This is a genomic window from Mycolicibacterium komossense, assembly GCF_025822605.1.
GTDB classification, from domain to species: Bacteria; Actinomycetota; Actinomycetes; order Mycobacteriales; family Mycobacteriaceae; genus Mycobacterium; species Mycobacterium komossense.
This window is the reverse complement of record NZ_JACKTY010000049.1, coordinates 337,378-363,293: the sequence shown is the minus strand read 5'-3', so window position 1 is coordinate 363,293 and position 25,916 is coordinate 337,378. Positions and strand designations below refer to the sequence as shown.

Sequence of the window (25,916 nt, the reverse complement as noted above, 5' to 3'; positions counted from 1 at the left end):
GCGGCCGAGGGACGAGGCCGGGCTGAGGAAGCCGACAAACTAAACGCCGTCGGCTGACCGATGCGCCGCCGAGGGACGAGGCCGGGCTGAGGAAGCCGACAAACTAAACGCCGTCGGCTGACCGATGCGCGGCCGCCGGGGGGACACTACTGACCGTTCTGCCCGCCTCTGAGCGAATTGCCCATCTACCAGCGAATTGCGCGTGAGTCTCTGATGATTCGCTCAGAGGCGGGCACATGTCACGGTGCTCCCTGCGCGTTCCGTCTGACTGTCATCACCGAGCGCCGGGCACACCCTCGCGGGCAGCCACCGAGGCGCCGTCGGCGCTGAAGACTTCGACAACGACGTCGTCGTCGCGATAGCGGCCCAGTGACACCAAACCCGGCGTCGCGGCGATGATGTCGTGAACCTCGTCACCGGTGAGTGGATAGTCGGCCACGTCGTGCCGCCAGTGCGCCGCGACGAGAGTCACCCCGGGCAGCCGGGCACATTCCCGGCGTAGCACCTCGGCCAGCAACTCGGCATCGAGGTAGTAGCCGACCTCGCTGAGCACCACCAGGTCGAACGGTTCCGCGGGCCATGGCGCATCCAGCGCTGAACGGCTCAGCGTCACCTGGCCGCGGCACCCCGCAGCGTCAAGGCGGTCCGCCGCACTGGCCAGTGCGGCCTCGGCGATATCGATCGCGGTCACGTGATCGCAGCGCTGCACCAGCAGTTCGGTCAGGGTACCGATCGAACAGCCCGGTTCAAATGCGTGCCGGTAACGCCGGTCAGGAAGCAATGCCAACGTGATCGCGTACTTGCGCTGCTCGTACCAGCGGGTCGCCAAATCCCAAGGATCGGCGCGGTCGGCATATATCTGGTCGAAGTACGTGTCGGGCAGGCGGGCGGTCACCGGAACACCACCTCGCCCACTGCCAACAACCTGCGCAACACAAACGGCGGCAGAGGTGCCGGCTGCGTCGCCGTCGACTCGAACTGGCTCCGAAAGCACTGCGCCGCATGCTGCTTGCGGCCGAGAGCAGAACGGTCCAGGTGCACCGCGTAGGCCCGGTCCCACGGTACGTCGGGATCACCGGGAGTGGCCCAATGCCACATCCACACCGGGTACTCCAGCAGTGTCGCGCCGCTGTGGGTGACGGCCGCGGCGGCGGCCCGCCCGACGGCCTCGTGATCAGGGTGCCCGTCGCCGCGCCAAGTGGCCGCCAGCCAGGTATCACTGGCCGCTCCGTCGAGGATCTCCACCAGCTGATCGGTCAGGGTGTCTTCGTGCTCGTTCACCGCACCGTCGGGCAAGCCGAGGAAGATCGGTGCGCTGAGCCCGAGACTGCTTGTCGCCTTGATCAATTCGCTGCGACGAGTGCGCTCCAGGCGGATCCGGTCGAACACCGACATCCGCGGGTAGGCGGCGCCTCCGTCGGTGGCCGAAACCACCTGGACCTCGACTCCCGCGGCCGCGAACTGGGCTGACGTCCCCCCGAAGCCGAGGGTCTCGTCGTCGGGGTGGGCACCGACGACGATCAGACGGCGACAGCCAGTGGTGTCCAACGGCGGCGGCCGGTCACCCGCCAGCCACTCCCCGACCGTGGTGCCACCACCGTCGAGCGGCACAGCCGCGAAGCGCGGCCCGTTACCACCCTGCGCACTCATCACGGGCGCGAACCTGCCAGGCGCCCAAGAGCTTCCAGGTCCCGCTCGGCATGGCTCTGCCGGATATAGACCGTCAGATCGGCGACTCGGCGAGCGTGCGGGGCATCCTGGACCAGCGGTCCGGGCCCCAACGCGCGACCAGTCCTGGTGATCGCCTCGTCGACCGCGCTCTCGACGACCGCACGGGCGCGCCGAGCGACCAGTTCCGCGTCACCGGACTGGTTGAACGGATCGAGGTCGATCCGCGAGGCGGACACCACCAGTGTCGCGGCGGCCGCAGCGAGGGCAGCGTCCACCGCACCGAGGTGCGCGAGTGTGTGTGCATCGGCGGATTCACGCCCCGCTCGCAGATACAGCGGCGCGGCCACCGCTCTGGCACCCCCGAGCCAGCAGGCGGCGACTCCGATGGCACCGTGCCAGAAACCGGGCCGGTTCAGATAGTCACCGGGATCGCCGACCGGCACCGCCGCAGCACTGGTGAATTGCACTGAGCGCGTATCGCTTCCGGCCATCCCAGCGTTCCACCAGGTGCTCGGCAAAGCCCGCACCGCCGGGTCGGCGGTCCGGACGGCGAACAGTCCACGCTTACCGTCCTCCAACCGCGCTGTCACCAGTGCGTTGGTACACAAGCCGGCACCGGAACACCACGCCTTGGTGCCGCTGAGAGCCACAGCTTCCCCGCGCGTCGAGGCAGTGAGCACGGCATCGGGGGCTTCGGCGGCCCACACCGCCCACAGCTCGCCGGCACGCGGGGCCGGCCCACCGAGCTCGGCCAGGATCGCGACGGCGTCAGCGTGCGCTTCGGCCAGTCGGCCCGCGACGATATCGCTCTCGGTCAGGTCGGCCAACCGCTGCCAGCGCTCGACGGTCTGCCCGGCGGCGGGCAGCGGAAGGTCAAGCCGGCCGGATTCCAACCACTGCCGAACCAAACCGGCTGTCATACCAAATCTTCTGCCACAGAGGGCTTCACGGATTCCGACAGGCCACGGAGGTGCTGCGCGAACCCACCGGGCGCGCGCCCTTTGGCACGCGCGGACGTGGTCACCGAGAGTCCGGCATCCCAGTGAGTGCGATAGCCGGCCGCCTCGAACCGGTCCACCAGTTCGACATCCTCGCCGGTCGACAACGCCCGGAACCCGCCCACGGCCCAGTAGACATCGGCACGGAAACCCATGTTGGCGCCGTGGATGTGGTTGTGGCGGCCCGCGGAAACGTCGGCGTGATACGCCTTCAGATAGCGCCGGATCGCTGCCGGGGAGAGTGTGCGCCAGTCACTGACCCGCACCACGCCCAACACCATGTCGGCGTCGGCGCTCATCTGACGCAGCAACCAATCCGGATCCACCTTGCTGTCCGCGTCCGTCGTCGCGTACCAGGTGGTGGCGTCCTGCGACTCCCCCCACAACGAACGGGCAAAGCAGAATCCGGCGGCGCGGGCCGCGCCGACATTGCCCGCCTCGACGGTCACGAAATGCACGTCCGGCCCATAGCGGCCGGCCAGCCGGGTGCTGCTGTCCGAACAGCTGTCGAGCACGACCACCACGGCGACCGGCACAGGCGCGCCGACGGCCGCTGTGAGGACCGCGCGCAGAGTCCGAGGCAGGTTTCTGGCCTCATCGTGGGCAGGGACGACAACGGCAGCCTGATGAAAGCCGGTTGCAACCGAGGCAGGGTCTGGCACGCCAGGTGGATAGCCGTTTTCCGCGATTTCAATCCATGCCGAGCAAAGTTGGCAGCATGGCACGATCAAGGGGTGCAAGCGACTCAGACGCCCCGCCGAGCGCCCCGGGCAGCCGCTCTCTTCGATTTCTCGGGCACTCTGTTCCGACTCGAGGAGGACGACAGCTGGTTCGACGGCATGGCGGGCGACGATCAGCAGGTAGACGGTCATCTGCAGGCCGAGCTGATGCGTCGACTCACCGCACCGACCGGTCGCTCTGTGGAGATGGGCCCCGCGGAGTACCACGCCTGGGTCAACCGCGACCTGGCTCCGCACCTGCACCGGGAGGCCTACCTGCACGTATTGCGCGAATCCGGGGTGGCCGACCACCACGCCGAGTCGCTGTACCAGCGGGTCATCACCCCGGCGAGCTGGACGCCCTATCCAGATACCGTCGCGAGCCTCAAAGGACTGACCGAGCAGGGCGTCCGCACCGCGGTGGTGTCGAATATCGCCTTCGACGTCCGGCCGGCGTTCGCGGCCGTCGGGGCGGACCGCTACGTCGACCAGTTCGTGCTGTCGTTTGAAGTCGGCGCCGTCAAACCCGACCCCAAGATCTTCACGGCCGCCCTGGAACGGCTCGGCGTCGCGGCCGGCGACGCGGTCATGGTCGGCGACAGCGAAGAGGCCGACGGCGGCGCGCGCCAGGTCGGCTGCGACTTCATCCTGGTCGATCCGCTGCCGACGTCGCAACGGCGCGACGGCCTGCTCACCGCACTCCGGGAATACGGTTTCGAGCTCTGATGAAAACCGCCGACGGTGCGGCACAGCCGCAGTGATCCGACGTCCTAGAGTCGACGGGTGAGCGATAGCAACCCGTTCGATCCCAGCGCCTGGCAGTCGGTGGCGGGGTTCGAGGATCTGACCGATATCACCTACCACCGCCACGTCGATTCGAGCGGGGTACCGCATCCGACGGTGCGGGTGGCCTTCGACCGGCCCGAGGTGCGGAATGCGTTTCGACCGCACACCGTCGACGAACTCTACCGGGTGCTCGATCACGCCCGGATGGACCCGCAGGTCGGGGTGGTCCTGCTGACCGGCAACGGGCCCTCGGCCAAAGACGGCGGCTGGGCGTTCTGCTCCGGCGGCGATCAGCGCATCAGAGGCCGCTCGGGGTATCAGTACGCCGCCGGGGAATCGGCGGAGACCGTCGACCCGGCCAGGGCGGGGCGACTGCACATCCTGGAGGTGCAGCGGCTGATCCGGTTCATGCCCAAAGTGGTGATCTGTCTGGTCAACGGGTGGGCGGCCGGCGGTGGGCACTCATTGCATGTGGTCTGTGACCTGACGCTGGCCAGCCGCGAGCATGCCCGGTTCAAGCAGACCGACGCCGACGTGGGCAGTTTCGACGGCGGCTACGGCAGCGCATATCTGGCCAAGATGGTCGGGCAGAAGTTCGCCCGCGAGATCTTCTTCTTGGGCAAGCCGTATACCGCTGAGCAGATGCATCAGATGGGGGCGGTCAACGAGGTCGTCGACCACGCCGATCTGGAGAAGGTCGCCCTGGAGTGGGCGGGCATGATCAACGGCAAATCCCCGCAGGCGCAGCGGATGCTCAAGTATGCGTTCAACCTGCTCGACGACGGTCTGGTTGGCCAGCAGCTGTTCGCCGGGGAAGCCACCCGGTTGGCGTATATGACGGACGAAGCCGTCGAGGGCCGTGATGCGTTCCTGGAAAAGCGGGACCCCGACTGGAGCCCGTACCCCCGCTACTTCTAGCGATTTCGGCGTGCCCGTCGCCACCCAGCGGTCACGAGCACGCCGAAACCACGGCCTTAGACTGCTGAGCCGTGAGTAGAAACCCTTTGCGCCGGAAGCTGACCGAGGCTATCGCGCTGACCGGGATGCGGCCGCCGTTCACGCTGCCGACCGGCACCAACATCGACCTGACCGGCAAGCGGATCCTGGTGACGGGCGCGTCGTCGGGAATCGGTGAAGCCGGCGCAGAACAGCTGGCGGCAGCCGGCGCGACGGTGATCGCCGTCGCCCGACGGGCCGATCTGCTGGACGCCGTCGTCGAGCGCATCAGCGCAGCGGGTGGCACTGCCGAGGCGATCCCGTGCGACCTCGCCGACCTGGACGCCATCGACAATCTGGTGGAAACCGTTGGGGCGATAGATATTCTGATCAACAACGCCGGCCGGTCGATCCGCAGGCCGGCCGCCGAGTCATTGGACCGCTGGCACGACGTCGAACGCACCATGACCCTGAACTACTACTCGCCGCTACGGCTGATCCGCGGGTTCGCGCCCAGCATGATCGAACGCGGCGACGGGCACATCATCAACGTCGCGACCTGGGGCGTGCTGACGGAGGCCACCCCGCTGTTCGCCGCGTACAACTCGTCCAAGGCCGCGCTGTCGGCCTTCAGCCGCGTCATCGAGACCGAGTGGGCGCGCTACGGGGTGCATTCGACGACGCTGTACTACCCGCTGGTCGCCACGCCGATGATCGCCCCGACAAAAGCGTATGACGGCATGCCCGCGCTGAGTCCGGCCGAAGCGGGTGAATGGATGGTGACGGCGGCCCGCACCCGACCGGTCCGGATCGCCCCGCGCATCGCCGTCAGCGCCCGCGCGCTCGACGTCGTCGCGCCCGGTTGGCTCAACGGCATCATGAAACGCCAGAGCATCCAGCCGAACCACTGACGAAGCGCCGGGATCAACGAAATAGTGCAATTCACTCACACTTTCGCACAGGTTTGTGGGTTTGGGCGCCAACAGTGATACACACAGCAGATGGAGATTCTGGCCAGTCGCGTGCTGCTCCGGCCGGCCGACTACGGGCGTTCGCTGACTTTCTATCGCGACCAGATCGGACTGGCCATCGCTCGGGAATACACCGGGGGCACCGTCTTCTACGCGGGCCAGTCGCTGATCGAATTGACCTCGCACGGCGAGGCACAGGCAGGCGGATCGCTGTGGCTACAGGTCCGCGACGTCTACGGCACGCAGTCTGAACTGGAAGGACGTGGCGTCGCCATCACCAGAGGCGCCCAAAAAGAACCGTGGGGCCTGCACGAATTGCACGTGACAGACCCCGACGGTGTCGTATTGATTTTTGTCGAAATCCCCGGCGACCATCCGCTTCGCCGGGATACTCGCGACTGAGCTAGGGCCCGATTTCAGCGAACCCCGGCATCCAACGGCCAGCCGACCGACGCCAGCCGTGCCGCAACCTGTTGGACCTCTTCGGGATTCGGTTCCTTTTCGATGACCTGGTGGATCGCCGCGTGGATCTCCTGAGCGGTGACCGCGGTTTCCCCATCGCCCGCTTTGAGGATGGACTGCGCCGCCTGGATGATCTCGTCCTCGGTCAGCGACCGCTTGAGCAGCGCCAGCAGAGCGAAGTAATCCTTCGGCGGTACGCCTTCGGGGTAGCCCTCGTGCAGCCAGCCCAGAACGTTGTCCATCCTGTTCGAGTGCTCGGTGTTCGGATGCTCCGTCATGTGATGGCCGTTTCTCTACGGGAGGAAGGGGACGGGGTTGAAACCGAAGTGGTGCTTGATGGTGCCCTTGGTGATGTAGAGAATGGCGATCACGATCACGGCGGCAACAAGGGTGAACAGCAAGAGCCCGAGGAACTTCAGCGCCGGGTTCGGCGCCACGGTCGCACCTTCGCCGTCGGCGCCGCCCGCACCCGCCGAGAAGGCGGCCAGGCCGATCGCGAAGACGGCGGGCAGGCCGGCGCCGAGCACGAGCCCAACGACCAAGACCTTGAGAATGGCTTCCAGATACGTCATCAGAATGTCCTTTTGTCAGCAGGTATGCGAGGAGCGACCGGATCAGACCGATGCCGTGGGCGTGATGCTCTTGGCCTTGCGCTCGTCGGCCGGGACCACCGAGTTGGTGGACGAATCCCAATCGGCGTTGACGTTGCTGCTGTCGACCTTCTGCTTCTGGGCGCGCCAGTACATGTACCCGGACAGCCCGACCAGGAGGACGAAGATGACACCGTCGCCGACCAGCTGCGAACCGGTCGCGGACTTGAGCGCCGCCGACAACCAGTAGGACAGCGCGCCAACCAGAGCAGCCGAAGGCAAGGTGATCAGCCAGGCGACTGCCATCCGGCCCGCGACGGCCCAGCGCACCTCGGCGCCGGGCTTACCGACGCCGCTGCCCAGGATCGAGCCGGTGGCGACGTGCGTGGTGGACAGCGCCATTCCGGCGGCGCTGGAGCTGAGGATGATCGCGGCCGAGGATGCTTCCGCCGCAAGGCCCTGCGGAGACTCGATCTCGACGAGGCCCTTGCCCAGGGTGCGGATGACACGCCAGCCACCGATGTAGGTGCCCAGGCCGATCGCCAGCGCACAGCTGAAGATGATCCAGAACGGCAGGCCGTCTTTCTTCACATCGCCGGTGAGGTGGCCCGTCGTGATGAGTGCGAGAGCGATGACACCCATCGTCTTCTGAGCGTCGTTGGTGCCGTGTGACAGCGCGACGAGCGAGGCGGTCGCGATCTGGCCCCAGCGGAAGCCGTCTTCACGACGCTTCTTCACCACGTTGCGGGTGAGCCGGTAGACCAGCCAGGTGCCACAGGCAGCGACCAGGCCGGCAATGAAGGGAGCGGCGAGCGCGGGCAGGATCACCTTCGAGAAGACGCCGGGCCAATTGACCCCGGACAACCCCAGAGCGGCCAGGCCGGCACCGATCAGTCCGCCGAAGAGCGCATGCGACGAGCTGGACGGGATGCCGAACAGCCAGGTCAGCAGGTTCCACAGGATGCCGCCGATCAGGCCCGAGAAGATGATCGTCAGGCCCATCGAGGCATCGATACCCGAGAGCAGATGCCCGGTCTTGGCATCCTGCACCTTCAGCACCGAAGTGGTCACCGTGATCGCCACCTCGACCGAGAGGAAGGCACCCACCAGGTTGAGGACGCCCGCCAGCAGCACGGCAACTTTGGGCTTCAGGGCGCCGGTGGCGATCGACGTCGCCATCGCATTACCGGTGTCGTGGAATCCGTTGGTGAAGTCGAATGCCAGTGCTGTGCCTATCAACAGCACCAGGATGATCATCTCTGCGCTCATGGGTGCTAATTCTGGGGGTACGGCTGTCAATTTGGAAAGTTGCGCCGCCTCGAAATAGTGGTGTTCACCAGGCATTTTGCCCGCTCCGCGGAGGTGTTCACCCAGTGTTCACCCTTGGTCTGCCGGCAGTTGGCCGCCACCCGGGGAATCCGGTGGTGTCCGGTGCGACACTGCCCCAACAGTGCCGGGTGACCGGCACTACCATCGACACGGTCTCGGCAGCCGCCGAAGCGGACATGGAGAGAGGTTGGCGCTGCATGAACGGATTCATCAGCAAGATCGTCTCGTGGGTCACCGCCGGCTATCCCGAGGGCGTGCCCGGTCCCGACCGCGTGCCACTGTTCGCCCTGCTATCGCGGCGACTCAGCAACGACGAGATCGAACTCGTGGTGGAGGAGTTGATCTTTCGGCACGAGATCGAGGACGTCGACATCGGTGTGCTGATCACGCAGCTGACCGATGAACTGCCCACCCCGGACGACATCGAGCGGGTGCGCGCGCATCTGGCGGCCAACGGTTGGCCGCTGGACGACCCCCGCGATGACGAGTCCATCGACGACACCGGGGACAGGACATAACCGCTCTGCGCGCGCTCGTCGTCCCGCCGGGCCCGTCGGCGCTGTCCATGCTCGCCGCGCTGGACGGCGCATTGAACGGACGTGCGGCCGCGGTGCTTCCGGTGCCGGGGGCCGACCCCCGTCAATCCGACCTGCTGACAACTGCTTTGCGGGCCGGCGAGGAGATCGACGACGACGTCGCGCTGGTCGTGTCGACGTCGGGGACGACCGGAACACCCAAGGGCGCCATGCTCACCGCGGCCGCCCTGATCGCAAGCGCCTCGGCCACTCACGACCGCCTGGGCGGACCGGGAACCTGGCTGTTGGCCCTGCCCGCGTATCACGTTGCGGGAGTACAGGTGTTGATCCGCAGCGTACTGGCCGGGACCGTCCCCGTCGAGCTCGACGTCTCGGCCGGATTCAGCGTCGACACACTGCCGGCCGCCGTCAACGCGATGGGATCAGGGCGTCGCTACGCCTCACTGGTGGCCGCCCAGGTCGCCAAGGCGCTCGCCGATCCCGCCGCCACCGCGGCGCTGGCCGAGCTCGACGCCATCCTGCTCGGTGGCGGTCCCGCTCCCCTGCCGATCCTGGAAGGTGCTGCCGCTGCCGGCATTACGGTCGTCCGCACCTACGGGATGAGCGAGACCGCGGGCGGATGCGTCTACGACGGATCACCGCTCGACGGTGTCGAGGTACGGATCGAGGCCGACGGCCGGATCGTCCTCGGCGGGACCACCCTGGCGAAGGGGTATCGCAATCGGACAGATCCGGATCCATTCGCCGAAGCAGGCTGGTTCCGCACCGATGATGCTGGTGCCCTTGATGATTCGGGTGCGTTGCGGGTGCTCGGCCGGATCGACGAGGCGATCAGTACCGGTGGCCTGACCGTGCTGCCCCAACCTGTGGAGGCCGTGCTGGCCGCCCACCCCGCGATCGCGGACTGCGCGATCTTCGGCCTGCCCGATGACCGGCTGGGCCAGCGGGTGGTCGCCGCGATCACCGTCGCACCGGGCGCGCAGGCACCGACGCTGGCAGAACTTCGCGAACACGTCGGCGCCTCATTCGATCGCACGGCCGCCCCCCGCGAGCTCCATATTCTCGACGAACTCCCCCGCCGTGGGATCGGCAAGCTGGACCGCCGCGCGCTGGTGCAGCGGTTCGGAACCTGAAGTTCGCCGGAGTCGCAATTCGCCGGGGTCGTAACCTGGCTGCGTGAACCGTAAGCCAGCGCTGGCCGTCCAGATCGGGTTGACCGTGGCGGTGATTGTCTGTGCCGTCGCCCTGGTGCTCTACTTCGTCACCTCCGGCCAAAACAACGCCCAGAAGCCGAGGGAAGCCAAGGGCATCCGGGTCACCTCCGGTGCGCTGATCAAGAAGCCGGGCAGCACCGAACCCAAAGTGGTGCTGTCGATGTACGAGGACTTCCTGTGCCCGTACTGCCGCGCCTTCGAGGAGCAGTTCGGGCCCACCGTCAACCAGCTGGTCGACTCCGGGGCGATCGCCGCCGATTACTACATGGTCGCCATCCTGGACCGACCGCAGAACCAGAACTACTCGTCACGTGCCGGTGGCGCCGCCTACTGTGTCGCCGCGGGCTCGACCGACGCCTTCCGCCGGTTCCACACCGCGTTGTACGCCGACCAGCCCAGCGAGGCAGGCCCCACCTTTCCGGCCGATGCGCAACTGGCCGAAGTCGCGCGGGAGGCGGGCGCCAAGGGTGATGTAGCCGACTGCATCACCAGCGGCCGCTACGCCGAACAAGTGCGTGAGCTGGCCAAAGCCACCGGCGTACACGCCACGCCGACGGTGCGGATCAACGGCGAGGACTACGACATCAGCACACCGGCCGCGCTGGAGAGCCGGGTCAACGAGATCCTCGGGCGATGACGCGATAAGCAGTGAGTTCGGCGTGCTCAGTAGCGCTGGGCGCAACCGGGCACGCCCAAATCACGTCATCGAAACGTCAGCGAGCCCGCAGCGCACGGGCAATAGGGTGGAAAGGCGTGACACCCCGCAAAGCGCACCGCCGTGATCTGATCGCCGTGTCGCTGGCCGTGCTTCTGGTGGTGGCAGCGTTCGTAGTCCCCCATCTGCACCTGGGGATCGTCACCCCGCTGATCAACATGACACCCCAGCAGGTCCACGACTTCGCCGATACCGCGCCGATCTTCGGCTGGTGGAACGCCCACGTCGGATGGGGCACCGGGCCCGCAATTCTGATCGGCGTCGCCGCAGTGCTGTGGGGGCCCGCGGTGGCGCAACGGCTGCGCTGGCGGACTTTGGCCCTGCTCACCTGGGCGACCTCGGCCGCCTGGGCGTTCTCGCTGGCGATGGTCGACGGCTGGCAGCTCGGCTTCGCGGGCCGGCTCACCGCCCGGCACGAATACCTGCGCCAGGTGCCGACCATCACCGACATCCCGGAGGCCTTGCGCACGTTCGCCCGCCGGATCCCCGATTTCCAGCCGGACTCCTGGATCACCCACGTGTCCGGGCATCCGCCCGGTGCGTTGTTGACGTTCGTCTGGCTGGACCGCATCGGGCTCGGGGGCGGCGCCTGGGCCGGCGCATTCGTCGTACTGATCGGATCGAGTGCGGCCGCCGCGATCATCGTCGCGGTCCGCGCCCTGACCGACGAGGAGACCGCCCGCCGCGCCGCGCCCTTCGTGGCGGTGGCGCCGACGGCCATCTGGATCGCCGTGTCCGCCGACGGCTACTTCGCCGGGGTGGCCGCGTGGGGTCTGGCCCTGCTGGCGCTGGCGGTCAGCCGAACCGTCCGGTTTCCCGCGCTGGCAGCGACTGGCGCGGGCCTGGTGCTGGGCTGGGCGGTGTTCCTCAACTACGGCCTCGGGCTGATCGGACTGCTGGCCGCGGCGATCCTGGCGTGCGCGCCGAACTGGCGGGCAGCACTGCGGGTGCTGGCGGTCGCGGTGCCCGCCGCGCTGGCGGTGGTGGCCGTATTCGCGTTCGCCGGGTTCTGGTGGTTCGACGGCTACCACGCCGTCCAGCACCGCTATTGGCAGGGCATTGCGCTGAACCGCCCGTTCCAGTACTGGAGCTGGGCGAATCTGGCGTCGGTGGTGTGCGCCATCGGGCTCGGCAGCGTCGCCGGTGTCGGGCGGGCCTTCGATCTCACCGCGATCCGGCAGCGAGCCGGGCTGAACCTCATCGTGCTGGCTGCACTGGCAGCCATCCTCTGCGCGGACATGTCCATGCTGAGCAAGGCCGAGACCGAACGGATCTGGCTGCCGTTCATGATCTGGTTGACCGCGGCCCCGGCGTTGCTCCCGCCGTGCTCACACCGTTGGTGGCTGGCCGTCAACGTGCTTGGCGCCCTGACGCTGAACCATTTCATCCTGACGAACTGGTAGAAACCGCGTCACGACGAGATAGACCGGCACACACGCCCACACCAGAGCCAACGAAATCCACAGCCCCAGTGGGTAATTGCGGTCGACTACCGTCAGATTGTCGGCGTGGGCCCCCGGCCGACTGAACACCGGAATCGCCAACAGGACCAGCACGACGCTGCACAACCCGGCCACGGCGACAGGTGGCCACCACGATCGTGGAATCACCCGGCGGCCCGCGAAGCCGATCGCCGCACTCAGCGGCGCGAACACGAAATCGTGCAAGGCCACACCGGCGGCGGCCCAGATCACGATGCGGATGAGGACCTCGAGGGGGTTCTCCCACAGCAGCGACACCCCGTAGAGCCCGGAGGCCACACCGGCCAGCAGCAGGACCACCCGGATCGCGATCACGTCACCACCTCGATACGGGTAAGCCATTTCGTCTGCAGCACACCGGGTCTCGTCGGGGCGATCAAGCGGCAGGGATAGCCGTGGTCGATGTCGAGCGTTTCGCCGTTGAGCTTGAGGGCGATCAGCGTCTGCGAATCCCTGGCATGCCGGGCGGGCAGCGTCGTGCGGGAGTAGGGTCCCGGCGGCTCCAGTGAGATCATCCTGACGTCGGCACCGGAGGTGCCACCGACCGCTGCCACCAGATCGGCGAGCACGATGCCGGTCCACTGGGCGTTCACACTCCACCCCTCGACACAGGAGATCGGCAACGACCGGGTGGTCTGCGGCAGCGCGGCCAACTCGGCCACGGTGAACGACTTGGCCGTCGGACCGTTCACCACGGTCAACCGGTAATCCGGCGAACGGGCGCTCCGCAGCACGCCCGCGGCGATGGCAGACCTGTTGATCGGCACGCCCTGCGGACCGTCACCGGAGCGTGGAGCCAGGACCGATATCTTGCGTAGCCACGGAATCGTCTGCCCCGCAGTCACAACCGTAGCCAGCCCGACGGCCAGCCAGGTTCCTCGCAACACTGTGCGCCGACTCGGACCGGTGACCGCATCGGTCGTCGCCTCTTCCAACGGTTCGCCCAGTGCCCGGCGGATGACCGGCAGTTTCACCGCGATGTGCACGACGACCGCACCGACGACGATGTAGGCCATCGCGTAGTGGACGGTGGTGAAGAAAAACCGGAAGGCGTACCACTGCGCGATGTTCATCAGACCGGTCGACAACTGGAAGATCATCGCCGCGACGAGCACCAGGATCGAACCGCGTTCCAGCAGGCGGGTGATACCGCCGATGACGGGGCGATCAAACAGCTTGGGCCACACCGACCACAGCTTCACGACGAGCAGGGGGATCGCCGCGATGCCGGAGATGACGTGCAGCCCCTGGGTGACGCGATACAACCAGACCGGTCGAGTCGGCCACACCGCCAGGAACCACGGTTGCGGGTGTTGGCTGAAGTGGCTGATCAGCCCGGTGAGGAAGCAGACGGTAATCGCCACACCGAGCCAGACGCCGACGCGTGCGGTGACAGCGGTGCCGCGCAGGCGCGAGAACGACGATGTTGTCACAGTAATTCCGTTGGACCGCAACGATAGTCGCGTTTCGTGAATCCGGACACAATCCTCCTTCACGCTTTCACGTGCCAGACGGTGGTCCTGATAGCCGGGACGTTTGAGCCAAGTGTGTTCCCCTAAAAAAGGTCTGTCAAGTCCTTTTTTGGGCCGTAAGACTTACGTCACCAGACCTTGGACAGCTCGCAGCGTCACGAAACCACCACCAGGAAAGGGCAATTCAGCCGGTCGGTTGGGTCGCGTGGGCGCGGACGTGGTCGATCGCCATCGAGATCGCCACCTCCATGGGCGCGGAGTCATGGGCAGTCTGGGCCAACAGGTAGCCGCCCTGAACTGCGGCCATCACCCCCATCGCCAACCTCATCGAGTCGACATCGTCGCGCAGCACGCCTCGGTCGCGCATCCGGTCGAAGGCTTGGGACAACAGCTCCTCCCACTCCAGGAAGTGCTGGGCGAGCCGGGCCCGCGAATACTCGTCGACGTCGGCGAGCTCGGCGGACAGTGACCCCAGCTCGCAACCCCAGGCACCTCGGCGCAAAGCGCTGCGCTGCACAAAAGCATCACCCCATTGCCGAAGCCCGCGAAACGAATCGAGACCACGCAGGCGCTCGGTCTGCTTGGCCATCGTCTCCTCGGCGCGCAGCGCGATCACCGCGTGCACCAAGTCGGTCTTATCGTCGAAATGTCGGTAGAACTGCGACTTGCTCACCGCAGCCGCCGTCAGCACTTCCTCCAGGCTGGTCGCCGCAACCCCGTTGACATGCATCAGTTCGGCCGCGGCGCGGATGATCGCCGAGCGAGTGGCAGCCCCACGTCGGGTGAGCTTGACCGCCGGTCGCTCGTCCGTCCCATCCAGCACGCCTCGACATTACCGTTGTCCACACCCAGCCCGAGCCAAAAAGGACCCACAGGTCCATTTAAAAGTGACTCCCGGCGCTCAGGACGGAGCCAGCGTCGCGATGACGCGCCCGGCGATGGGCTGGATGTCCACCACGGTCAGGCCGACCTCGCGGGCCAGTTCCGCGGCGGCGTCGACGCCCACCGTCGCCCAGCGGAACCACGGCCCGATGGTCTTCTTGGACTCCAGCCGAACCCAGTCCACGCTCACACCCGTTACGGCCGTGTCGAACTCGGCCAAACAGTGACCGCCCTCGCGTAACAGTTCGGCGGCCCGGCGCAGCACCCGCCATGGGTCGCCGCCAAGCCCCACATTGCCGTCGGCGAGCAACACGGCGTGCCAACGCCCCATGCCGGGCAGCGGGCCGAACAGGTCACGGTGCAGCGCGGGAGCGCCGCTGTCGCGGGCCAGCCCGACCGCGGTCGGCGACAGGTCGACGCCGAGGGCCGGGACACCGCGATGCACCAGGCTGGCCACCAGACGCCCAGGGCCGCAGCCCAGGTCGATCGTCGGGCCGCTGCACATGCCGACCAGGGCGTCGTCGAACACAGTGTCTGCCCACCGCCCGCCCAACCAGCTGTGCACGGGCAGGCGTTGCACACTGCCGTCGCGGTGCCGCAACGAACATCGTTCACCGGTCAGCGCGCGCTCGTAGAGATTGCCGAACATGGTTACACCCCAGCCATTCTCGTGGTGTGGACGAACCGGCTACCCGGTGCGCACACGTCGCGCACGGTATCGACATCCTCGATGGTGTCCACGTCGTGCAGATCAACAAGCAGTGTCACATCGAAACCGTTGTGCTGTAACGCCATATGCGTCAACGCACCTGTCTCCGAGGTGGACATCGGAACGCCACGCAGACACTGGGCCATCCCGGCCTTTCGGACCCCGAGCACCCACCAACCACCGTCGCGAGCCATCCCCAGGACAGCGGGCGCGCCGAGCAACGTCTGGGAACAAGCGCCCAGCAGTTCCGCCGAGACCTGCGGGGTGTCCATCCCGATCTGCAGCACCGGCCGATCACCCACCGCGGCAGCGGCATCGGCATGCGCGTTGACCAGGCGCTCGGCGAAACCGTCACCACGCTGGTCGAGCACCGTGAACGCGGCGAGCCGGCGGCGGATCTCCGGCCCAGCGCTGGCCCGGTCCAGCTCACCCGTCATCGCGACCACCCGGGCCGCGACCGGCGTGGCCGCCACCGCGTCCAGCGTGTCGAGCAGCGCCGCCGCCGCGATATCGGCCGCCGCCTGATCACCGACGGTGGCTGCGAGTCGGGTCTTGGCCAAACCGGGTACCGGCGCCTTCGCCACCACCAGCACCGTCACGTCGTATCGGCTCATGAGATCGCCTTCCAGAAGTCGACGGCCGCGACGACGCTGCCACGGACGGAACCACTGACCTTGGACTTGCCTCCGGTCCGCGGGCCGTAGTCGATGTCGAGTTCGACCACCCGCCAACCGGCAGCGGCGGCGCGGACCAGCAGTTCCAGCGGGTACCCCGATCGACGATCGGTAACCCCCAGGGCCAGCAAATCCGCCCGGCGCGCCACCCGCATCGGCGCGATGTCGTGCACCGGCAGGTGGTGTTTGGTGCGCAGGCGCCAGCACACCGCGGCGTTTCCGAGGCGGGCATGCCACGGCCAGCGCAGGCCGGCCACCGCCCGACGGCGGCCCGCCACCAGGTCAGCGCGATCGAGTGCGGCTACCAGTCGGGGCAGCTCCCGGGGGTCCATGGACCCGTCCCCGTCGATGACAGCCACGATCGGGGTCGTCGCCGCCAGCACCCCGGCGTGCACTGCCGAGCCATACCCGGGCACCGACTCGGCAACCACCTCGGCGCCCCAGCGCTTGGCGACCAACGCCGTCTCGTCGGTGCTGTTGTTGTCGACCACCAGAGCCCGATATCCCGGTGGCATGGCTTCCAGCACACCGGGAAGCGCGTCTGCCTCGTTGAGACAGGGCAGCACCACCGTGACGGGACACTCGGGCATGCCACCCGACGCTATCAGCGGACGATTCGGGCAAGCGTGACGATTCAATGACATCTCTGCTGGTAGCGACGTTTCGAACCGGGGTGACGCGGCTACTGTGGGTGTCGTGGCTGCCCGCGTGCTGATCGCCGATGACGACGTTGTCGTGCGCGATGTCGTGCGCCGATACCTGGAACGCGACGGGATGGACGTCTCGGTGGCCGATGACGGTACCGAGGCGCTGCGACTGCTGGGCAGCGAACGCATCGACGTGGCGGTGCTGGACGTGATGATGCCGGGTCCGAATGGCCTGGCGCTGTGCCGCAGCCTGCGCCAGGCCGGTGACTTCAGCGTGCCGGTCATTCTGCTGACCGCCCTCGGTGAGGAAGACGATCGCATCGCCGGCCTGGAGGCGGGCGCGGACGACTATCTGACCAAACCGTTCAGTCCGCGCGAGCTGGCGCTGCGGGTGCGATCGGTACTGCGGCGCTCCCCGACGCCGCTGGGGGCATTACCGCTGGAGATCAGCGTCGGCGACCTCAGCGTCTCCACCGCGGCGCGGACCGTGTACGTCCACGGCAAGCCCGTCGGGCTGACTAACCGCGAATTCGATCTGCTGCTGTTCTTCCTCACGCACGCCGATACCGTGTTCACCCGTGAGGAACTCCTACAACACGTGTGGCGCTGGGACTTCGGCGATATGTCGACGGTGACCGTGCACGTCAAGCGATTGCGGTCCAAGCTCGGCGAGAGTCACCGAGTGCAGACCGTGTGGGGCCGGGGCTACCTGTGGCGCGGGGCGAACGGTGGCGATGACCGTGCCACCGACTGATCTCGCCGAGATCATCGGCTGGGCGTTGGTGTGTTCGGTGCCCGTGGTCGCGGCCGGTGCCGTCATCATCCGATTGGCGCGGTCCTGGTCGCTGGCCGTCAGCATGGTGGTGCTCGCGCTCATCCCCGTCGTCGCCACCTTCACCGGGGTACTCGGGGCCAGTGGCTTCATGATCACCGAGACATTCGAGAAAACCGCCGTGGTGCTGGTCATCGTGTCCGTGGTGACCATCCCTGCCGCCATCATGCTGGGCCGCTACCAGGCCAGGCGCACGGTGTGGGAGCAGCAGATCCGCGACTCCGAACAGGCCGCCGAGCAGTCCCGGCGCAGACTGGTCGCGTTCGTCAGCCATGACCTGCGCACCCCGCTGGCCGGCATCCGGGCGGTATCCGAGGCCATCGGCGACGGGGTGCTCAGCGAAAACGAGATCCGTGAGCACGCCAAACACATTGAACAGGAATCGATCCGACTCTCGGAGATGGTCGATGACCTGTTCGAGATGTCGAAGATCAACGCGGGCGCGATCATCCCGGTCTACGACAAGGTCGCCCTCGACGAGGTCGTCGATGATGTGGTGGCCGCGCATCGGATCGCCGCCGAACGCGCCGGGGTGCGCCTGCATGCCACGCTGCCGGCCCAGCCGGTGCAGGTGATCGGCAGCGACCGGGCACTGGTGCGGGCGCTGTCGAATCTGGTGGCCAACGCGATCGCCCACACCCCGACCGGCGGCACGGTCAAACTGGCGCTGGGCGCCGACGAGAACGGAGCCTGGGCGCGGGTGGACGATACGGGTGTCGGTATCGACGAGGCGGACCTGCCTCGGGTCTTCGACGTCGCCTACCGCGGCTCCAACGGCCGAGTGCCGCGGTCGGATTCGTCGTTGCCCAGCGGATCGGGACTGGGGTTGGCGATCGCCGCGGGGCTGGTACAGGCTCACCGTGGGACGCTCTCGGCGCACAACCTTGACACCGGCGCGCGCTTCGAGGTCCGACTTCCATTGGCGTCCGAGGACTGACTCCCCCAACGTCCCGTAGTCGGCCGCGGCGGCTAGAAGTCGCCCAGGACGGCGGCGAACTCGGTGCAGAACCAGTCCACATCGGAGCGCGAAAACACCAGCGGCGGGCGGATTTTCAGTACGTGCCCGGCAGCCCCGCAGACCGAGAGCAGCACCCGCCGTTCGCGCAGCGCGTTCACCAGCCAACGGGCACCGGCCCGGTCCGGAGTCTTGGTATCCGGGTCGGCGACCACCTCGACGCCGATATAGAGCCCAGCCCCGCGGATATCGCCGATCCGCGGGTGCCCGGCGGCGACGTGCGCCAGATCCCGGCGTAGGGCGGCGCCGACACTGGCCGCGTTGAGCAGCAGCCGCTCGCCCTCGATCACGTCCAGCACCGCCGCGGCGGCGGCCATCGACACCGCATTACCGGCGAAGGTGTTGAAGTACGGCACCCCGACCGCGAACGGCTTCAGCACATCCGAGCGCGCCGCCATCGCCGCGACCGGTAACCCGTTGCCCATCGGCTTACCCATCGTGATGAGTTCCGGGATCACGTGATGGCGGGTGAAGCCCCACATCGACTCTCCGGTTCTGGCGAAACCGGGCTGAACCTCGTCGGCGATGAACACTCCCCCGGCGGCCCGCACGACGTCGACCGCGGGCTTCAGCACCGACGGATCGGGGTAGATCCCGTCGGAGCTGAAGATGGTGTCGGCGACCAGCGCGCTCACCCCGAATCCGGCGCCCCGCAGGTCATCGACGGCACCGGCGACGTCGGCGGCGAACCGGGCGGCCAGCTCCGCCCGTGGGATCCGGTAGCTGTCCGGAGCCGGCACCGTCCGCACGTTCTTGCCCAGCGTCGTCGCCGCACCGAGAGCGGGCGAGATGGCGGTCACCGCCGTCGTGTTGCCGTGATAGGCATCCGCGGTGACGATGACTCCGCTTGCACCGGTGTACATTTCGGCGACCCGCAAGGCCAGGTCGTTGGCTTCCGAGCCGGTGCAGGCGTACATCACCTGGTCGATCTCAGCGGGCATCGAAGCGAGCAGCCGCTCGGAATAGTCCAGGATTCCGCCGTGCAGATAGCGAGTGTGCGTGTTCAGCGTCGCGAGCTGCTGTGACACCGCATCAACCACATGCGGGTGGCCGTGCCCGACGCTGGCGACATTGTTGTACGCGTCGAGGAAGCTGGCCCCGTCGGCATCGAACAGGTGGCTGCCCTGACCGCGGACCAGGTGCACGGGCCGGTCATAGAACAGACGGCTGGCCGGGCCGAGCATGCGGGCGCGCGCCGCGATAAGCGGCCCTACTCCGGCCTGGGAGGAGTCACCCTGGTAACTGTTCGAGTCCATAATGTTCGAGAACGTCATCGCCGACAACGATGCCACCGATCGCCTCGCCCTGCCGTGTCAGGCGTCCTGGTCCAGACTGGGCACATGTCAGGTGTTCCGCCCAACCACGAGTCACTCGCCCGCGCCGCGCTACCGGCGTACGGGCGTGACCCCGGCACCGGAGTGCGGCTGCTCAGCCTCTCGGAGAACGCCACCTACCTCGTGGAGGGCTCGGACGATCAAGAAGACCCGATGGTGCTGCGGGTGCACCGGTCCGGCTATCACTCGTTGGACGCGATCCGCTCCGAGCTGGCCTGGATGTCCGCGCTGCGCAGCGAAACACAGGTGGTGACACCGCATTTGATCCCAGCTTCGGACGGCAGTGAGGTGGTCACCGCGACAGCGGACGGAACGACGGTCCACGTCGATGCGGTGACGTTCGTGCCGGGGTGCACCGCCGAGGAGGCCCCACACGCGGTCGGCTTCGACGAACTCGGCCGGCTGACGGCGATGATGCACGAACATGTCCAGAGCTGGGCGGCTCCGGAGTATTTCACCCGGTTTCGCTGGGATCTCGACACGATGCTGCGTCCCCAGGCCCGCTGGGGCGACTGGCGAGACGCCCCCGGCCTGACCGAGGACGGCGCGACGGCGATCACCAAGGCGGCCGAGGAGATCGATCGCCGGCTCACCGAATTCGGTAGCGGCCCAGATCGTTTCGGGCTGGTGCATGCCGACCTGCGGATGGCGAACCTGATGGTCGACCCCGACTCTCCCGGGTCCCCGCTGACTGTCATCGATTTCGACGATTCCGGATGGTCCTGGTATTTGACCGATGTCGGCGCGGTGGTGTCGTTCATCGAGGACACCCCGGCGGCCGAACAGATCATCGCCGACTGGCTGCGGGGGTATCTGCAGGTCCGGGAGCTGCCTGAGGAACACCTCGAGTTGATCCCGACGATGGTGATGTTGCGCCGCATCATGCTCTCGGCGTGGATCGGGACCCATTATGACGCGGGGCAGGCGATCTCCGTCGCAGGCAGCTTTGCCGCCGGAACCGCCGAGCTGGCCCAGCGCTACCTGCAGGACGGGTCCTGGCTGCGCGAAGCCATCTGGGATTTACGGGGCTGATCCGGCCCGCGAGCAGACGGAAGCTGCCCGCTTTTTCGATGTTTTGCTGGAACTTTGCGTCTGCTCGCGAGAAGAAAATAGGGTGGCTCATGCCGCCAGTGCAACACCGTTGGCCGTTCGGGCTCAGGGCGGGCCTCGGCTCGGGGATCATGGTCGCCGCCGGTCTGGCGGCGGGCAATGTGGGCGCCGGGCTGATCGGCACCATCGGCACGTTCACGTCTCGCTACGGCAACAGCCGGCCCTACCTCAACCGGGCAGCGCAGCTGGCGGTCATCGCCGTCGCGCTGGCCGCAGCGGTCACGGTCGGCGTCTGGGCCGCGCCGATCGCCTGGGCGGGTGTGCTGACGGTCACCATCGTGTCAGTGGCCGCGGTATGGCTCTGCAACGCATTGTCGGTCGGGCCCCCCGGCGCCTACATGTTCGTCGTCGCCTGCGCGGCCGGGATCGGGGTGTCCGCCTCGGGCCTGCCCCCATGGCAGATCGGCCTGCTCGTCCTCGCCGGCGGAGTGGTCGCCTGGCTGCTGCAGATGGTTGTCATCGTGCGGGGATTCCGCCGGCCGGAACGGACCGCGGTGGCCGCCTCGGGTACCGCCGTCGCCCAGTTCATCGAGTCGGTGGGCACCCCGGCGATGGGAGCGGCCCGCCACCACGCCGCCGCCGCCCTGCACGACACGTGGCAGGTACTGGTGAACTACCAGCCGGTCAACCCGCCGCCGGCCAGCGAACTGAACCGACTGCGAGCCGCCAACCATGCGCTGCACGTGCTGTTCGCCGAGGCCATCACCAACGCAGCGAAACACCAGCCGCAGACCCCGGATGCCGCAGACCAGGCCCGCCGGCTGGGCGCGCTGGAGCTGCCGCCGGAAGCCGTCGCCACCCGCGATATCGACCGGATCCCGCTGGGCCGGCCCCCCGCCAAGGAACTGCTGCGCGCGGCCGTCACCCCGGGGTCCCAGATCCGGTATGTGATGCTGCGGATCGCAATCGCGGTGCCGATCGCCGGCACGGTGGCGGCGGTGCTCGGCATCGGGCGCGCCTACTGGGCAATGGCCGCCGCGGTGCTGGTGCTGCATCAGGGCGCCGACAGGATCCGTACCGTCCAGCGCGGCACCGAACGGCTGCTCGGCACCTGGATCGGGCTGGGGCTGGCGGGGCTGATCATGGTGCTGCACCCGCAGGGGATGTGGCTGGTGCTGGTCGTCGCGCTGCTGCAGTTCACCATCGAGCTGCTGGTCGTTCGCAAGTACACCCTGGCCGTCGTCTTCATCACCGCAACGGCGCTGACCATCAGCTCGGGTGCGCACCGGGTGAACATCGGCGAAGTGCTACTGACCCGTGGCGTCGACACCGCGATCGGCTGCGCGGTGGCGATCGCGGTGTACCTGCTCGCCGTGCGGCACCAGGAGGCCAACCGCCTCACCGACGCGATCACCCGCACGCTCGACGCCGCCGCAGTGGCGGCGACTCATCTGGCCCGCGGCGACGCCGCAGACCTGCCCGCCCGGATGGCACGCCGAGACCTGCAGCTGGCGACCATCGCCATGGTCGACGCCTACGACGCCGCGACGGGCGGCTCAGCGGGACAACGCAAATCGGCGGAGCCGCAGTGGGACCTGGTGGCCGGAACCGAGCACCTCGCCTACCGCGTCATCGCGGACTGCTGGGCGATGGATAGGGACGGCGACGGGCGCCCCACCGCCGGCATCGACATCTCCGGCATCCAGGCCGAAGCGGCCGGGTTGCGGGCGGCTAGTCAAGCAGTGACCCGCCCAGGCGTTCGGCCGCGGCAACGTAGTCCTCGATGAACTCCAGTACCACCTCGCGAGCCGGCTTGACCTTGTTCATCAGGCCCACGCCCTGCCCCACCCAGTAGGTGGCCAACTTCTGCGCACCGGCGTGACCGGTCGCGGCGAGCTTGTCGATCCGGCGCAGCGCCGGCTCACTGATCATCCCCTGCAGCGGCAACGGCAGCGGCGGTTGACCGCCCTGATGCGGCAACCACGCATCGGTCCAGTCCGAAACCAGTTGTCGCGACGGCTTTCCCGTGCGGCCGGCGGAACGGACGGTGTCGCGGGAAGTGGCTGCCAGCATCTTCTGCACGGTGTACGGCGCGGTCTCGGCCTCCTCCGTCGTCAACCACACCGAGCCAGTCCAGGCACCGGCGGCACCCATCGCGACGCACGCCGCCATCTGCCTGCCGGTGACGATGCCGCCCGCCGCCAGGACGGGGACGGCACCATCGATGGCCTCCAACACCTCCGGCACCAGCACCAGCGTCGACACCTCGCCGCAGTGCCCACCCGCCTCGGTGCCCTGGGCGACGATCAGATCCACGCCCGCGGCCACCTGTTTGACGGCATGCTCGCGGGCACCGACCAGCGCCGCGACCGGAATCCCGCGTTCGCGGCCTTCCTCGATCATGTAATCCGGCGGAACCCCGAGTGCGTTGGCCATCAAGGCAATCGGATGCTTCAGTGCGACGTCGAGCAGCTTCTGCGCGCCGTCGCCGGACAGCGCCGGCGCGCCCAGAGGGCCCCGCGCGTCGGGCTCGATATCGTGGGCGGCCAACAGCTCGGCGACGAACTCCCGGTATTCGGCCGGGACGCGCTCGGCCAGTGCCGCCTTGGACAGCTTTTCGCCCTTGCCTTCGTATTTGGCCGGAACGATGATGTCGACACCGTACGGTTTACCGTGCACCTGGCTGTCGATCCAGGCCAGTTCCTGTTCGAGCTGGTCGGGGGTGAAGGCGACACCGCCGAACACTCCCATCCCGCCCGCGTTGGTGACTGCGGCGACGACGTCGCGGCAGTGGCTGAAGGCGAAAAGCGGGAAGTCGATGCCGTACTGATCACAGATCGGGGTTTTCACCCGACCAGTATTACTTGACGGGTGTCAAGAACAAAAGAGTCAGGTCCGCAGCGGGGCGAATGCGAATTCCCGCAGACCGTCCGCCGGGCCGATCGCGGCCCGGAAACCCAGCAGGTCAGCGGCCAGGGCCGGGTCGGCGACGATGTGCCGGACATCGCCGCTGCGATACTGGCCGGTGACCTGCGGCGGTAGTCCGCCACGCGCATCGCACACCATGGTGGCCACGTCCAGGATCGAGACCGGCCGACCGGAGCAGACGTTGGCGGCATGGAACCCGGTCATGTCCGCGGCCTCGATCGCGGCGACATTCGCGGCGGCGATGTCGTCGACGTGCACGAAGTCACGCATCTGCCCGCCGTCTTCGTAAACCTTTGGCGCCTCACCCCTTTCGATCGCCGAGCGGAAGATCGCCGCGACACCGGAGTACGGCGTGTCCCGCGGCATGCCAGGGCCGTAGACGTTGTGGTAGCGCAGTGCCACAACGGAACCGCCGGTGGCCTCACTCCACGCCAGCGCGTAATGCTCCTGGGCGGTCTTGCTGGCCGCGTACAGGCTGCGCGGCCGCAGCGGCGCATCCTCGCCCACCAGACGCCACGTGACCTCTTCGCCGCCGACCGGGCAGCGATGCTCGAAAACCCCGGCATCGAGATCCTCCGTGCGCCGCGGCTGTGGCTCGACGGATCCGTGCACCGGACAATCGAATCCGCCCTGGCCGTAGACCACCATCGACGATGCCAGCACCAGCCGCCGGACGCCGGCGGCATACATGCCCGCCAGCAACACCGTGGTCCCGTAGTCGTTGTGACTGCCGTAGGCCGGAGCGTCGGCCGCGTTCACCCCGGCGCCGACCATCGCCGCCTGGTGGCACACCACGTCGATCCCCGAGAGCAGCGGCGCCAGGCGATCGGCATCGCGCACATCGACCCACCGCACCCCGGCAGGCAGTTCCGCCCCGGCCCCGTGCGCGGCATCGAGCATGGCGTCGATCCCGACCACCTCGTGGCCGCGCGCCAGCAGGGCCACGCCGATCCTGGCACCGATGAAACCGGCGGCACCGGTGACCAGGACTCTCACGGCAGGTCGATCGGCAGCGTGACCCCGGCGTGCGGCAGGCAGTGCGTGCAGGTGCGCTCGCTGGGGGTGTTGTCCAGCGCCTCCAGGACCAGCTGCTTGAACGGCACCAGGTTCTTCTCGAATTCGGCGAACACGTCGACGGCTGTCACACCAGTCCCCGATTCAATACCGGCATCCAGATCGGTAACCAAAGCAATTGCGGCATAACACATCTCAAGTTCACGGGCGAGCACAGACTCTGGATAGCCGGTCATGTTGATCAGGGTGAACCCGGCGCTCGCGTACCAGCGACTCTCTGCCCTGGTGGAAAAGCGCGGCCCCTCGATGACCACCATGGTGCCACCGTCGACCACCCCGGGCAGGCCGGTCGCCGTCGCGCGCAGTTCGGGACAGTAGGGATCGGCGAACCCGACGTGGATACCGCCGTTGTCGAAGTACGTGGCCGCCCGGCCACTGGTGCGGTCCACCAATTGATCGGGCACCACCATCGCGCCAGGCCCCAGCTCGGGCGTCAGACTGCCGACGGCGCACGGCCCGAAGATGCGCCGCACGCCCAGCGCCCGCAACGCCCACATGTTCGCCCGGTACGGCACGGTATGCGGGGAGTAGGTGTGGTTGAGTCCGTGCCTGGGCAGGAACGCCACCTCATGGGCGCCCACTTTGCCGACCGTGATCGCCGCGCTGGGCGCGCCGTAAGGGGTGTCCAGGCTGACACTGCGGGCGTCGGATCCGAAGAACGAGTAGAAACCACTGCCACCGATGACTCCGAGCATCAGACCATTCTGCGGTATCCCCCCGAACCGCCGCGGAGCGGGACGAATCGTGTCATTGCCATGACATCGACCCGCGTCGGCCCGCCGCGGGCTCGGCGGGCATGCGCCCCGTCACCGTGCCGGCCGACGGGATCCTCACGTGGCGACGATTCCGGCTGGGCCACATTGCATTTCAGTAAGCCGGACCGACGGGCGA

The 25,916-nt window shown here is 67.7% G+C and carries 29 protein-coding genes; 12 read left to right on the top strand and 17 right to left on the bottom strand.

The window, feature by feature from the left end; translation table 11 throughout:
* Positions 1–274: 274 nt before the first annotated feature.
* From H7J73_RS30840 to H7J73_RS30825, 4 genes are read right to left on the bottom strand one after another with little or no spacing between them, the layout of a single operon-like run.
* Positions 275–895 (bottom strand): SAM-dependent methyltransferase, encoded by a 621-nt coding sequence (locus tag H7J73_RS30840; protein WP_264071612.1) that lies wholly within the window; start codon positions 893–895, stop codon positions 275–277.
* Positions 892–1,653, bottom strand: a complete 762-nt coding sequence (locus H7J73_RS30835) for a PIG-L deacetylase family protein (protein ID WP_435405607.1) — start codon at positions 1,651–1,653, stop codon at positions 892–894. The genes H7J73_RS30840 and H7J73_RS30835 overlap by 4 nt, the downstream gene beginning before the upstream one ends.
* Positions 1,650–2,591: an acyl-CoA dehydrogenase family protein gene (locus H7J73_RS30830; protein ID WP_264071610.1), complete on the bottom strand. Its 942-nt coding sequence runs from the start codon at positions 2,589–2,591 to the stop codon at positions 1,650–1,652. Before H7J73_RS30830 ends, H7J73_RS30835 begins: the two co-directional genes overlap by 4 nt.
* Positions 2,588–3,331: a glycosyltransferase family 2 protein gene (locus H7J73_RS30825; RefSeq protein ID WP_264071609.1), complete on the bottom strand. Its 744-nt coding sequence runs from the start codon at positions 3,329–3,331 to the stop codon at positions 2,588–2,590. The genes H7J73_RS30830 and H7J73_RS30825 overlap by 4 nt, the downstream gene beginning before the upstream one ends.
* 72 nt (positions 3,332–3,403) lie before the next feature.
* Between H7J73_RS30825 and H7J73_RS30820 the strand changes: the two genes are divergently transcribed.
* From H7J73_RS30820 to H7J73_RS30805, 4 genes are all read left to right on the top strand, one after another.
* Complete coding sequence (locus tag H7J73_RS30820; RefSeq protein WP_264071608.1) at positions 3,404–4,114, top strand: HAD family hydrolase; 711 nt, start codon at positions 3,404–3,406, stop codon at positions 4,112–4,114.
* 57 nt (positions 4,115–4,171) lie between these two features.
* Positions 4,172–5,092: a 1,4-dihydroxy-2-naphthoyl-CoA synthase gene (locus tag H7J73_RS30815; RefSeq protein ID WP_264071607.1), complete on the top strand. Its 921-nt coding sequence runs from the start codon at positions 4,172–4,174 to the stop codon at positions 5,090–5,092.
* Positions 5,093–5,163: 71 nt separating this feature from the next.
* A complete protein-coding gene (locus tag H7J73_RS30810; protein WP_264071606.1) occupies positions 5,164–6,021 on the top strand; it encodes an SDR family oxidoreductase in 858 nt (285 codons plus the stop codon).
* Positions 6,022–6,111: 90 nt separating this feature from the next.
* A complete protein-coding gene (locus H7J73_RS30805) occupies positions 6,112–6,483 on the top strand; it encodes a VOC family protein (RefSeq protein WP_264071605.1) in 372 nt (123 codons plus the stop codon).
* A gap of 14 nt (positions 6,484–6,497) precedes the next feature.
* Here H7J73_RS30805 and H7J73_RS30800 read toward each other — a convergent pair whose 3' ends face one another.
* The 3 genes from H7J73_RS30800 to H7J73_RS30790 are packed head-to-tail and all read right to left on the bottom strand — an operon-like array spanning position 6,498 to position 8,402.
* Positions 6,498–6,821 carry a DUF3349 domain-containing protein gene (locus H7J73_RS30800; RefSeq protein WP_264071604.1) on the bottom strand — a complete coding sequence of 108 codons (324 nt, stop codon included), beginning with the start codon at positions 6,819–6,821 and terminating at the stop codon, positions 6,498–6,500.
* A 15-nt stretch (positions 6,822–6,836) separates the two neighbouring features.
* The gene (locus H7J73_RS30795) at positions 6,837–7,115 is read right to left on the bottom strand and encodes a hypothetical protein (RefSeq protein ID WP_264071603.1); all 279 of its coding nucleotides are present in this window, start codon (positions 7,113–7,115) and stop codon (positions 6,837–6,839) included.
* A gap of 42 nt (positions 7,116–7,157) precedes the next feature.
* Entirely contained in the window at positions 7,158–8,402 is a 1,245-nt protein-coding gene (locus tag H7J73_RS30790) for an inorganic phosphate transporter (RefSeq protein ID WP_264071602.1), read from the bottom strand.
* A 257-nt stretch (positions 8,403–8,659) separates the two neighbouring features.
* On the opposite strand from H7J73_RS30790, the gene H7J73_RS30785 reads away from it, so the two are divergent.
* The 4 genes from H7J73_RS30785 to H7J73_RS30770 all read left to right on the top strand — a co-directional run bounded on the left by H7J73_RS30785 (position 8,660) and on the right by H7J73_RS30770 (position 12,330).
* Positions 8,660–8,980 (top strand): DUF3349 domain-containing protein, encoded by a 321-nt coding sequence (locus tag H7J73_RS30785; protein ID WP_264071601.1) that lies wholly within the window; start codon positions 8,660–8,662, stop codon positions 8,978–8,980.
* Positions 8,981–9,027: 47 nt separating this feature from the next.
* A complete protein-coding gene (gene menE, locus H7J73_RS30780) occupies positions 9,028–10,131 on the top strand; it encodes an o-succinylbenzoate--CoA ligase (RefSeq protein WP_264071600.1) in 1,104 nt (367 codons plus the stop codon).
* 43 nt (positions 10,132–10,174) lie between these two features.
* Positions 10,175–10,849 carry a DsbA family protein gene (locus H7J73_RS30775; RefSeq protein ID WP_264071599.1) on the top strand — a complete coding sequence of 225 codons (675 nt, stop codon included), beginning with the start codon at positions 10,175–10,177 and terminating at the stop codon, positions 10,847–10,849.
* A gap of 116 nt (positions 10,850–10,965) precedes the next feature.
* Positions 10,966–12,330: a hypothetical protein gene (locus H7J73_RS30770; RefSeq protein ID WP_264071598.1), complete on the top strand. Its 1,365-nt coding sequence runs from the start codon at positions 10,966–10,968 to the stop codon at positions 12,328–12,330.
* On the opposite strand, the gene H7J73_RS30765 is transcribed toward H7J73_RS30770, so the two are convergent.
* The 6 genes from H7J73_RS30765 to H7J73_RS30740 all read right to left on the bottom strand — a co-directional run bounded on the left by H7J73_RS30765 (position 12,256) and on the right by H7J73_RS30740 (position 16,735).
* On the bottom strand, positions 12,256–12,723 hold the full coding sequence (locus tag H7J73_RS30765) for a hypothetical protein (RefSeq protein ID WP_264071597.1): 468 nt from the start codon (positions 12,721–12,723) through the stop codon (positions 12,256–12,258). The two genes, H7J73_RS30770 and H7J73_RS30765, sit on opposite strands and share 75 nt — an antisense overlap.
* The gene (locus H7J73_RS30760) at positions 12,720–13,841 is read right to left on the bottom strand and encodes a molybdopterin-dependent oxidoreductase (RefSeq protein WP_435405606.1); all 1,122 of its coding nucleotides are present in this window, start codon (positions 13,839–13,841) and stop codon (positions 12,720–12,722) included. The genes H7J73_RS30765 and H7J73_RS30760 overlap by 4 nt, the downstream gene beginning before the upstream one ends.
* A gap of 223 nt (positions 13,842–14,064) precedes the next feature.
* Positions 14,065–14,703: a TetR/AcrR family transcriptional regulator gene (locus H7J73_RS30755; protein WP_264071596.1), complete on the bottom strand. Its 639-nt coding sequence runs from the start codon at positions 14,701–14,703 to the stop codon at positions 14,065–14,067.
* A gap of 78 nt (positions 14,704–14,781) precedes the next feature.
* Complete coding sequence (locus tag H7J73_RS30750) at positions 14,782–15,411, bottom strand: methyltransferase domain-containing protein (RefSeq protein ID WP_264071595.1); 630 nt, start codon at positions 15,409–15,411, stop codon at positions 14,782–14,784.
* 2 nt (positions 15,412–15,413) lie between these two features.
* Positions 15,414–16,085 carry a TIGR04282 family arsenosugar biosynthesis glycosyltransferase gene (locus H7J73_RS30745; protein WP_264071594.1) on the bottom strand — a complete coding sequence of 224 codons (672 nt, stop codon included), beginning with the start codon at positions 16,083–16,085 and terminating at the stop codon, positions 15,414–15,416.
* The gene (locus H7J73_RS30740) at positions 16,082–16,735 is read right to left on the bottom strand and encodes a glycosyltransferase family 2 protein (RefSeq protein WP_264071593.1); all 654 of its coding nucleotides are present in this window, start codon (positions 16,733–16,735) and stop codon (positions 16,082–16,084) included. The genes H7J73_RS30745 and H7J73_RS30740 overlap by 4 nt, the downstream gene beginning before the upstream one ends.
* A gap of 106 nt (positions 16,736–16,841) precedes the next feature.
* On the opposite strand from H7J73_RS30740, the gene H7J73_RS30735 reads away from it, so the two are divergent.
* A complete protein-coding gene (locus H7J73_RS30735) occupies positions 16,842–17,546 on the top strand; it encodes a response regulator transcription factor (protein ID WP_264071592.1) in 705 nt (234 codons plus the stop codon).
* Positions 17,527–18,561 carry a sensor histidine kinase gene (locus H7J73_RS30730; protein ID WP_264071591.1) on the top strand — a complete coding sequence of 345 codons (1,035 nt, stop codon included), beginning with the start codon at positions 17,527–17,529 and terminating at the stop codon, positions 18,559–18,561. Before H7J73_RS30735 ends, H7J73_RS30730 begins: the two co-directional genes overlap by 20 nt.
* Before the next feature lie 32 nt (positions 18,562–18,593).
* Here the strand turns inward: H7J73_RS30730 and H7J73_RS30725 are convergent, their stop codons facing one another.
* On the bottom strand, positions 18,594–19,913 hold the full coding sequence (locus H7J73_RS30725; RefSeq protein WP_264071590.1) for an aspartate aminotransferase family protein: 1,320 nt from the start codon (positions 19,911–19,913) through the stop codon (positions 18,594–18,596).
* Positions 19,914–19,979: 66 nt separating this feature from the next.
* Here H7J73_RS30725 and H7J73_RS30720 point away from each other — a divergent pair, with 66 nt between their 5' ends.
* Complete coding sequence (locus tag H7J73_RS30720; RefSeq protein WP_264071589.1) at positions 19,980–21,005, top strand: phosphotransferase enzyme family protein; 1,026 nt, start codon at positions 19,980–19,982, stop codon at positions 21,003–21,005.
* 89 nt (positions 21,006–21,094) lie between these two features.
* Positions 21,095–22,810 carry an FUSC family protein gene (locus H7J73_RS30715; RefSeq protein ID WP_264071588.1) on the top strand — a complete coding sequence of 572 codons (1,716 nt, stop codon included), beginning with the start codon at positions 21,095–21,097 and terminating at the stop codon, positions 22,808–22,810.
* Here H7J73_RS30715 and H7J73_RS30710 read toward each other — a convergent pair.
* The 3 genes from H7J73_RS30710 to H7J73_RS30700 are packed head-to-tail and all read right to left on the bottom strand — an operon-like array spanning position 22,755 to position 25,723.
* Positions 22,755–23,873 carry an NAD(P)H-dependent flavin oxidoreductase gene (locus H7J73_RS30710; RefSeq protein WP_264071587.1) on the bottom strand — a complete coding sequence of 373 codons (1,119 nt, stop codon included), beginning with the start codon at positions 23,871–23,873 and terminating at the stop codon, positions 22,755–22,757. The two genes, H7J73_RS30715 and H7J73_RS30710, sit on opposite strands and share 56 nt — an antisense overlap.
* 39 nt (positions 23,874–23,912) lie before the next feature.
* Positions 23,913–24,947 carry an NAD-dependent epimerase/dehydratase family protein gene (locus tag H7J73_RS30705; RefSeq protein WP_264071586.1) on the bottom strand — a complete coding sequence of 345 codons (1,035 nt, stop codon included), beginning with the start codon at positions 24,945–24,947 and terminating at the stop codon, positions 23,913–23,915.
* Positions 24,944–25,723: an S-methyl-5'-thioadenosine phosphorylase gene (locus tag H7J73_RS30700; protein ID WP_264071691.1), complete on the bottom strand. Its 780-nt coding sequence runs from the start codon at positions 25,721–25,723 to the stop codon at positions 24,944–24,946. The genes H7J73_RS30705 and H7J73_RS30700 overlap by 4 nt, the downstream gene beginning before the upstream one ends.
* Positions 25,724–25,916: the final 193 nt, after the last annotated feature.

What these genes read in the sequence shown, in the direction of transcription:
- H7J73_RS30830 (WP_264071610.1), bottom strand. Translation starts at nt 2,591, where the DNA reads ATGACAGCCGGTTTGGTTCGGCAGTGGTTGGAATCCGGCCGGCTTGAC.
- H7J73_RS30805 (WP_264071605.1), top strand. Translation starts at nt 6,112, where the DNA reads ATGGAGATTCTGGCCAGTCGCGTGCTGCTCCGGCCGGCCGACTACGGG.
- H7J73_RS30800 (WP_264071604.1), bottom strand. Translation starts at nt 6,821, where the DNA reads ATGACGGAGCATCCGAACACCGAGCACTCGAACAGGATGGACAACGTT.
- H7J73_RS30795 (WP_264071603.1), bottom strand. Translation starts at nt 7,115, where the DNA reads ATGACGTATCTGGAAGCCATTCTCAAGGTCTTGGTCGTTGGGCTCGTG.
- H7J73_RS30790 (WP_264071602.1), bottom strand. Translation starts at nt 8,402, where the DNA reads ATGAGCGCAGAGATGATCATCCTGGTGCTGTTGATAGGCACAGCACTG.
- H7J73_RS30785 (WP_264071601.1), top strand. Translation starts at nt 8,660, where the DNA reads ATGAACGGATTCATCAGCAAGATCGTCTCGTGGGTCACCGCCGGCTAT.
- menE (WP_264071600.1), top strand. Translation starts at nt 9,028, where the DNA reads ATGCTCGCCGCGCTGGACGGCGCATTGAACGGACGTGCGGCCGCGGTG.
- H7J73_RS30750 (WP_264071595.1), bottom strand. Translation starts at nt 15,411, where the DNA reads ATGTTCGGCAATCTCTACGAGCGCGCGCTGACCGGTGAACGATGTTCG.
- H7J73_RS30745 (WP_264071594.1), bottom strand. Translation starts at nt 16,085, where the DNA reads ATGAGCCGATACGACGTGACGGTGCTGGTGGTGGCGAAGGCGCCGGTA.
- H7J73_RS30740 (WP_264071593.1), bottom strand. Translation starts at nt 16,735, where the DNA reads ATGCCCGAGTGTCCCGTCACGGTGGTGCTGCCCTGTCTCAACGAGGCA.
- H7J73_RS30730 (WP_264071591.1), top strand. Translation starts at nt 17,527, where the DNA reads ATGACCGTGCCACCGACTGATCTCGCCGAGATCATCGGCTGGGCGTTG.
- H7J73_RS30725 (WP_264071590.1), bottom strand. Translation starts at nt 19,913, where the DNA reads ATGACGTTCTCGAACATTATGGACTCGAACAGTTACCAGGGTGACTCC.
- H7J73_RS30720 (WP_264071589.1), top strand. Translation starts at nt 19,980, where the DNA reads ATGTCAGGTGTTCCGCCCAACCACGAGTCACTCGCCCGCGCCGCGCTA.
- H7J73_RS30715 (WP_264071588.1), top strand. Translation starts at nt 21,095, where the DNA reads ATGCCGCCAGTGCAACACCGTTGGCCGTTCGGGCTCAGGGCGGGCCTC.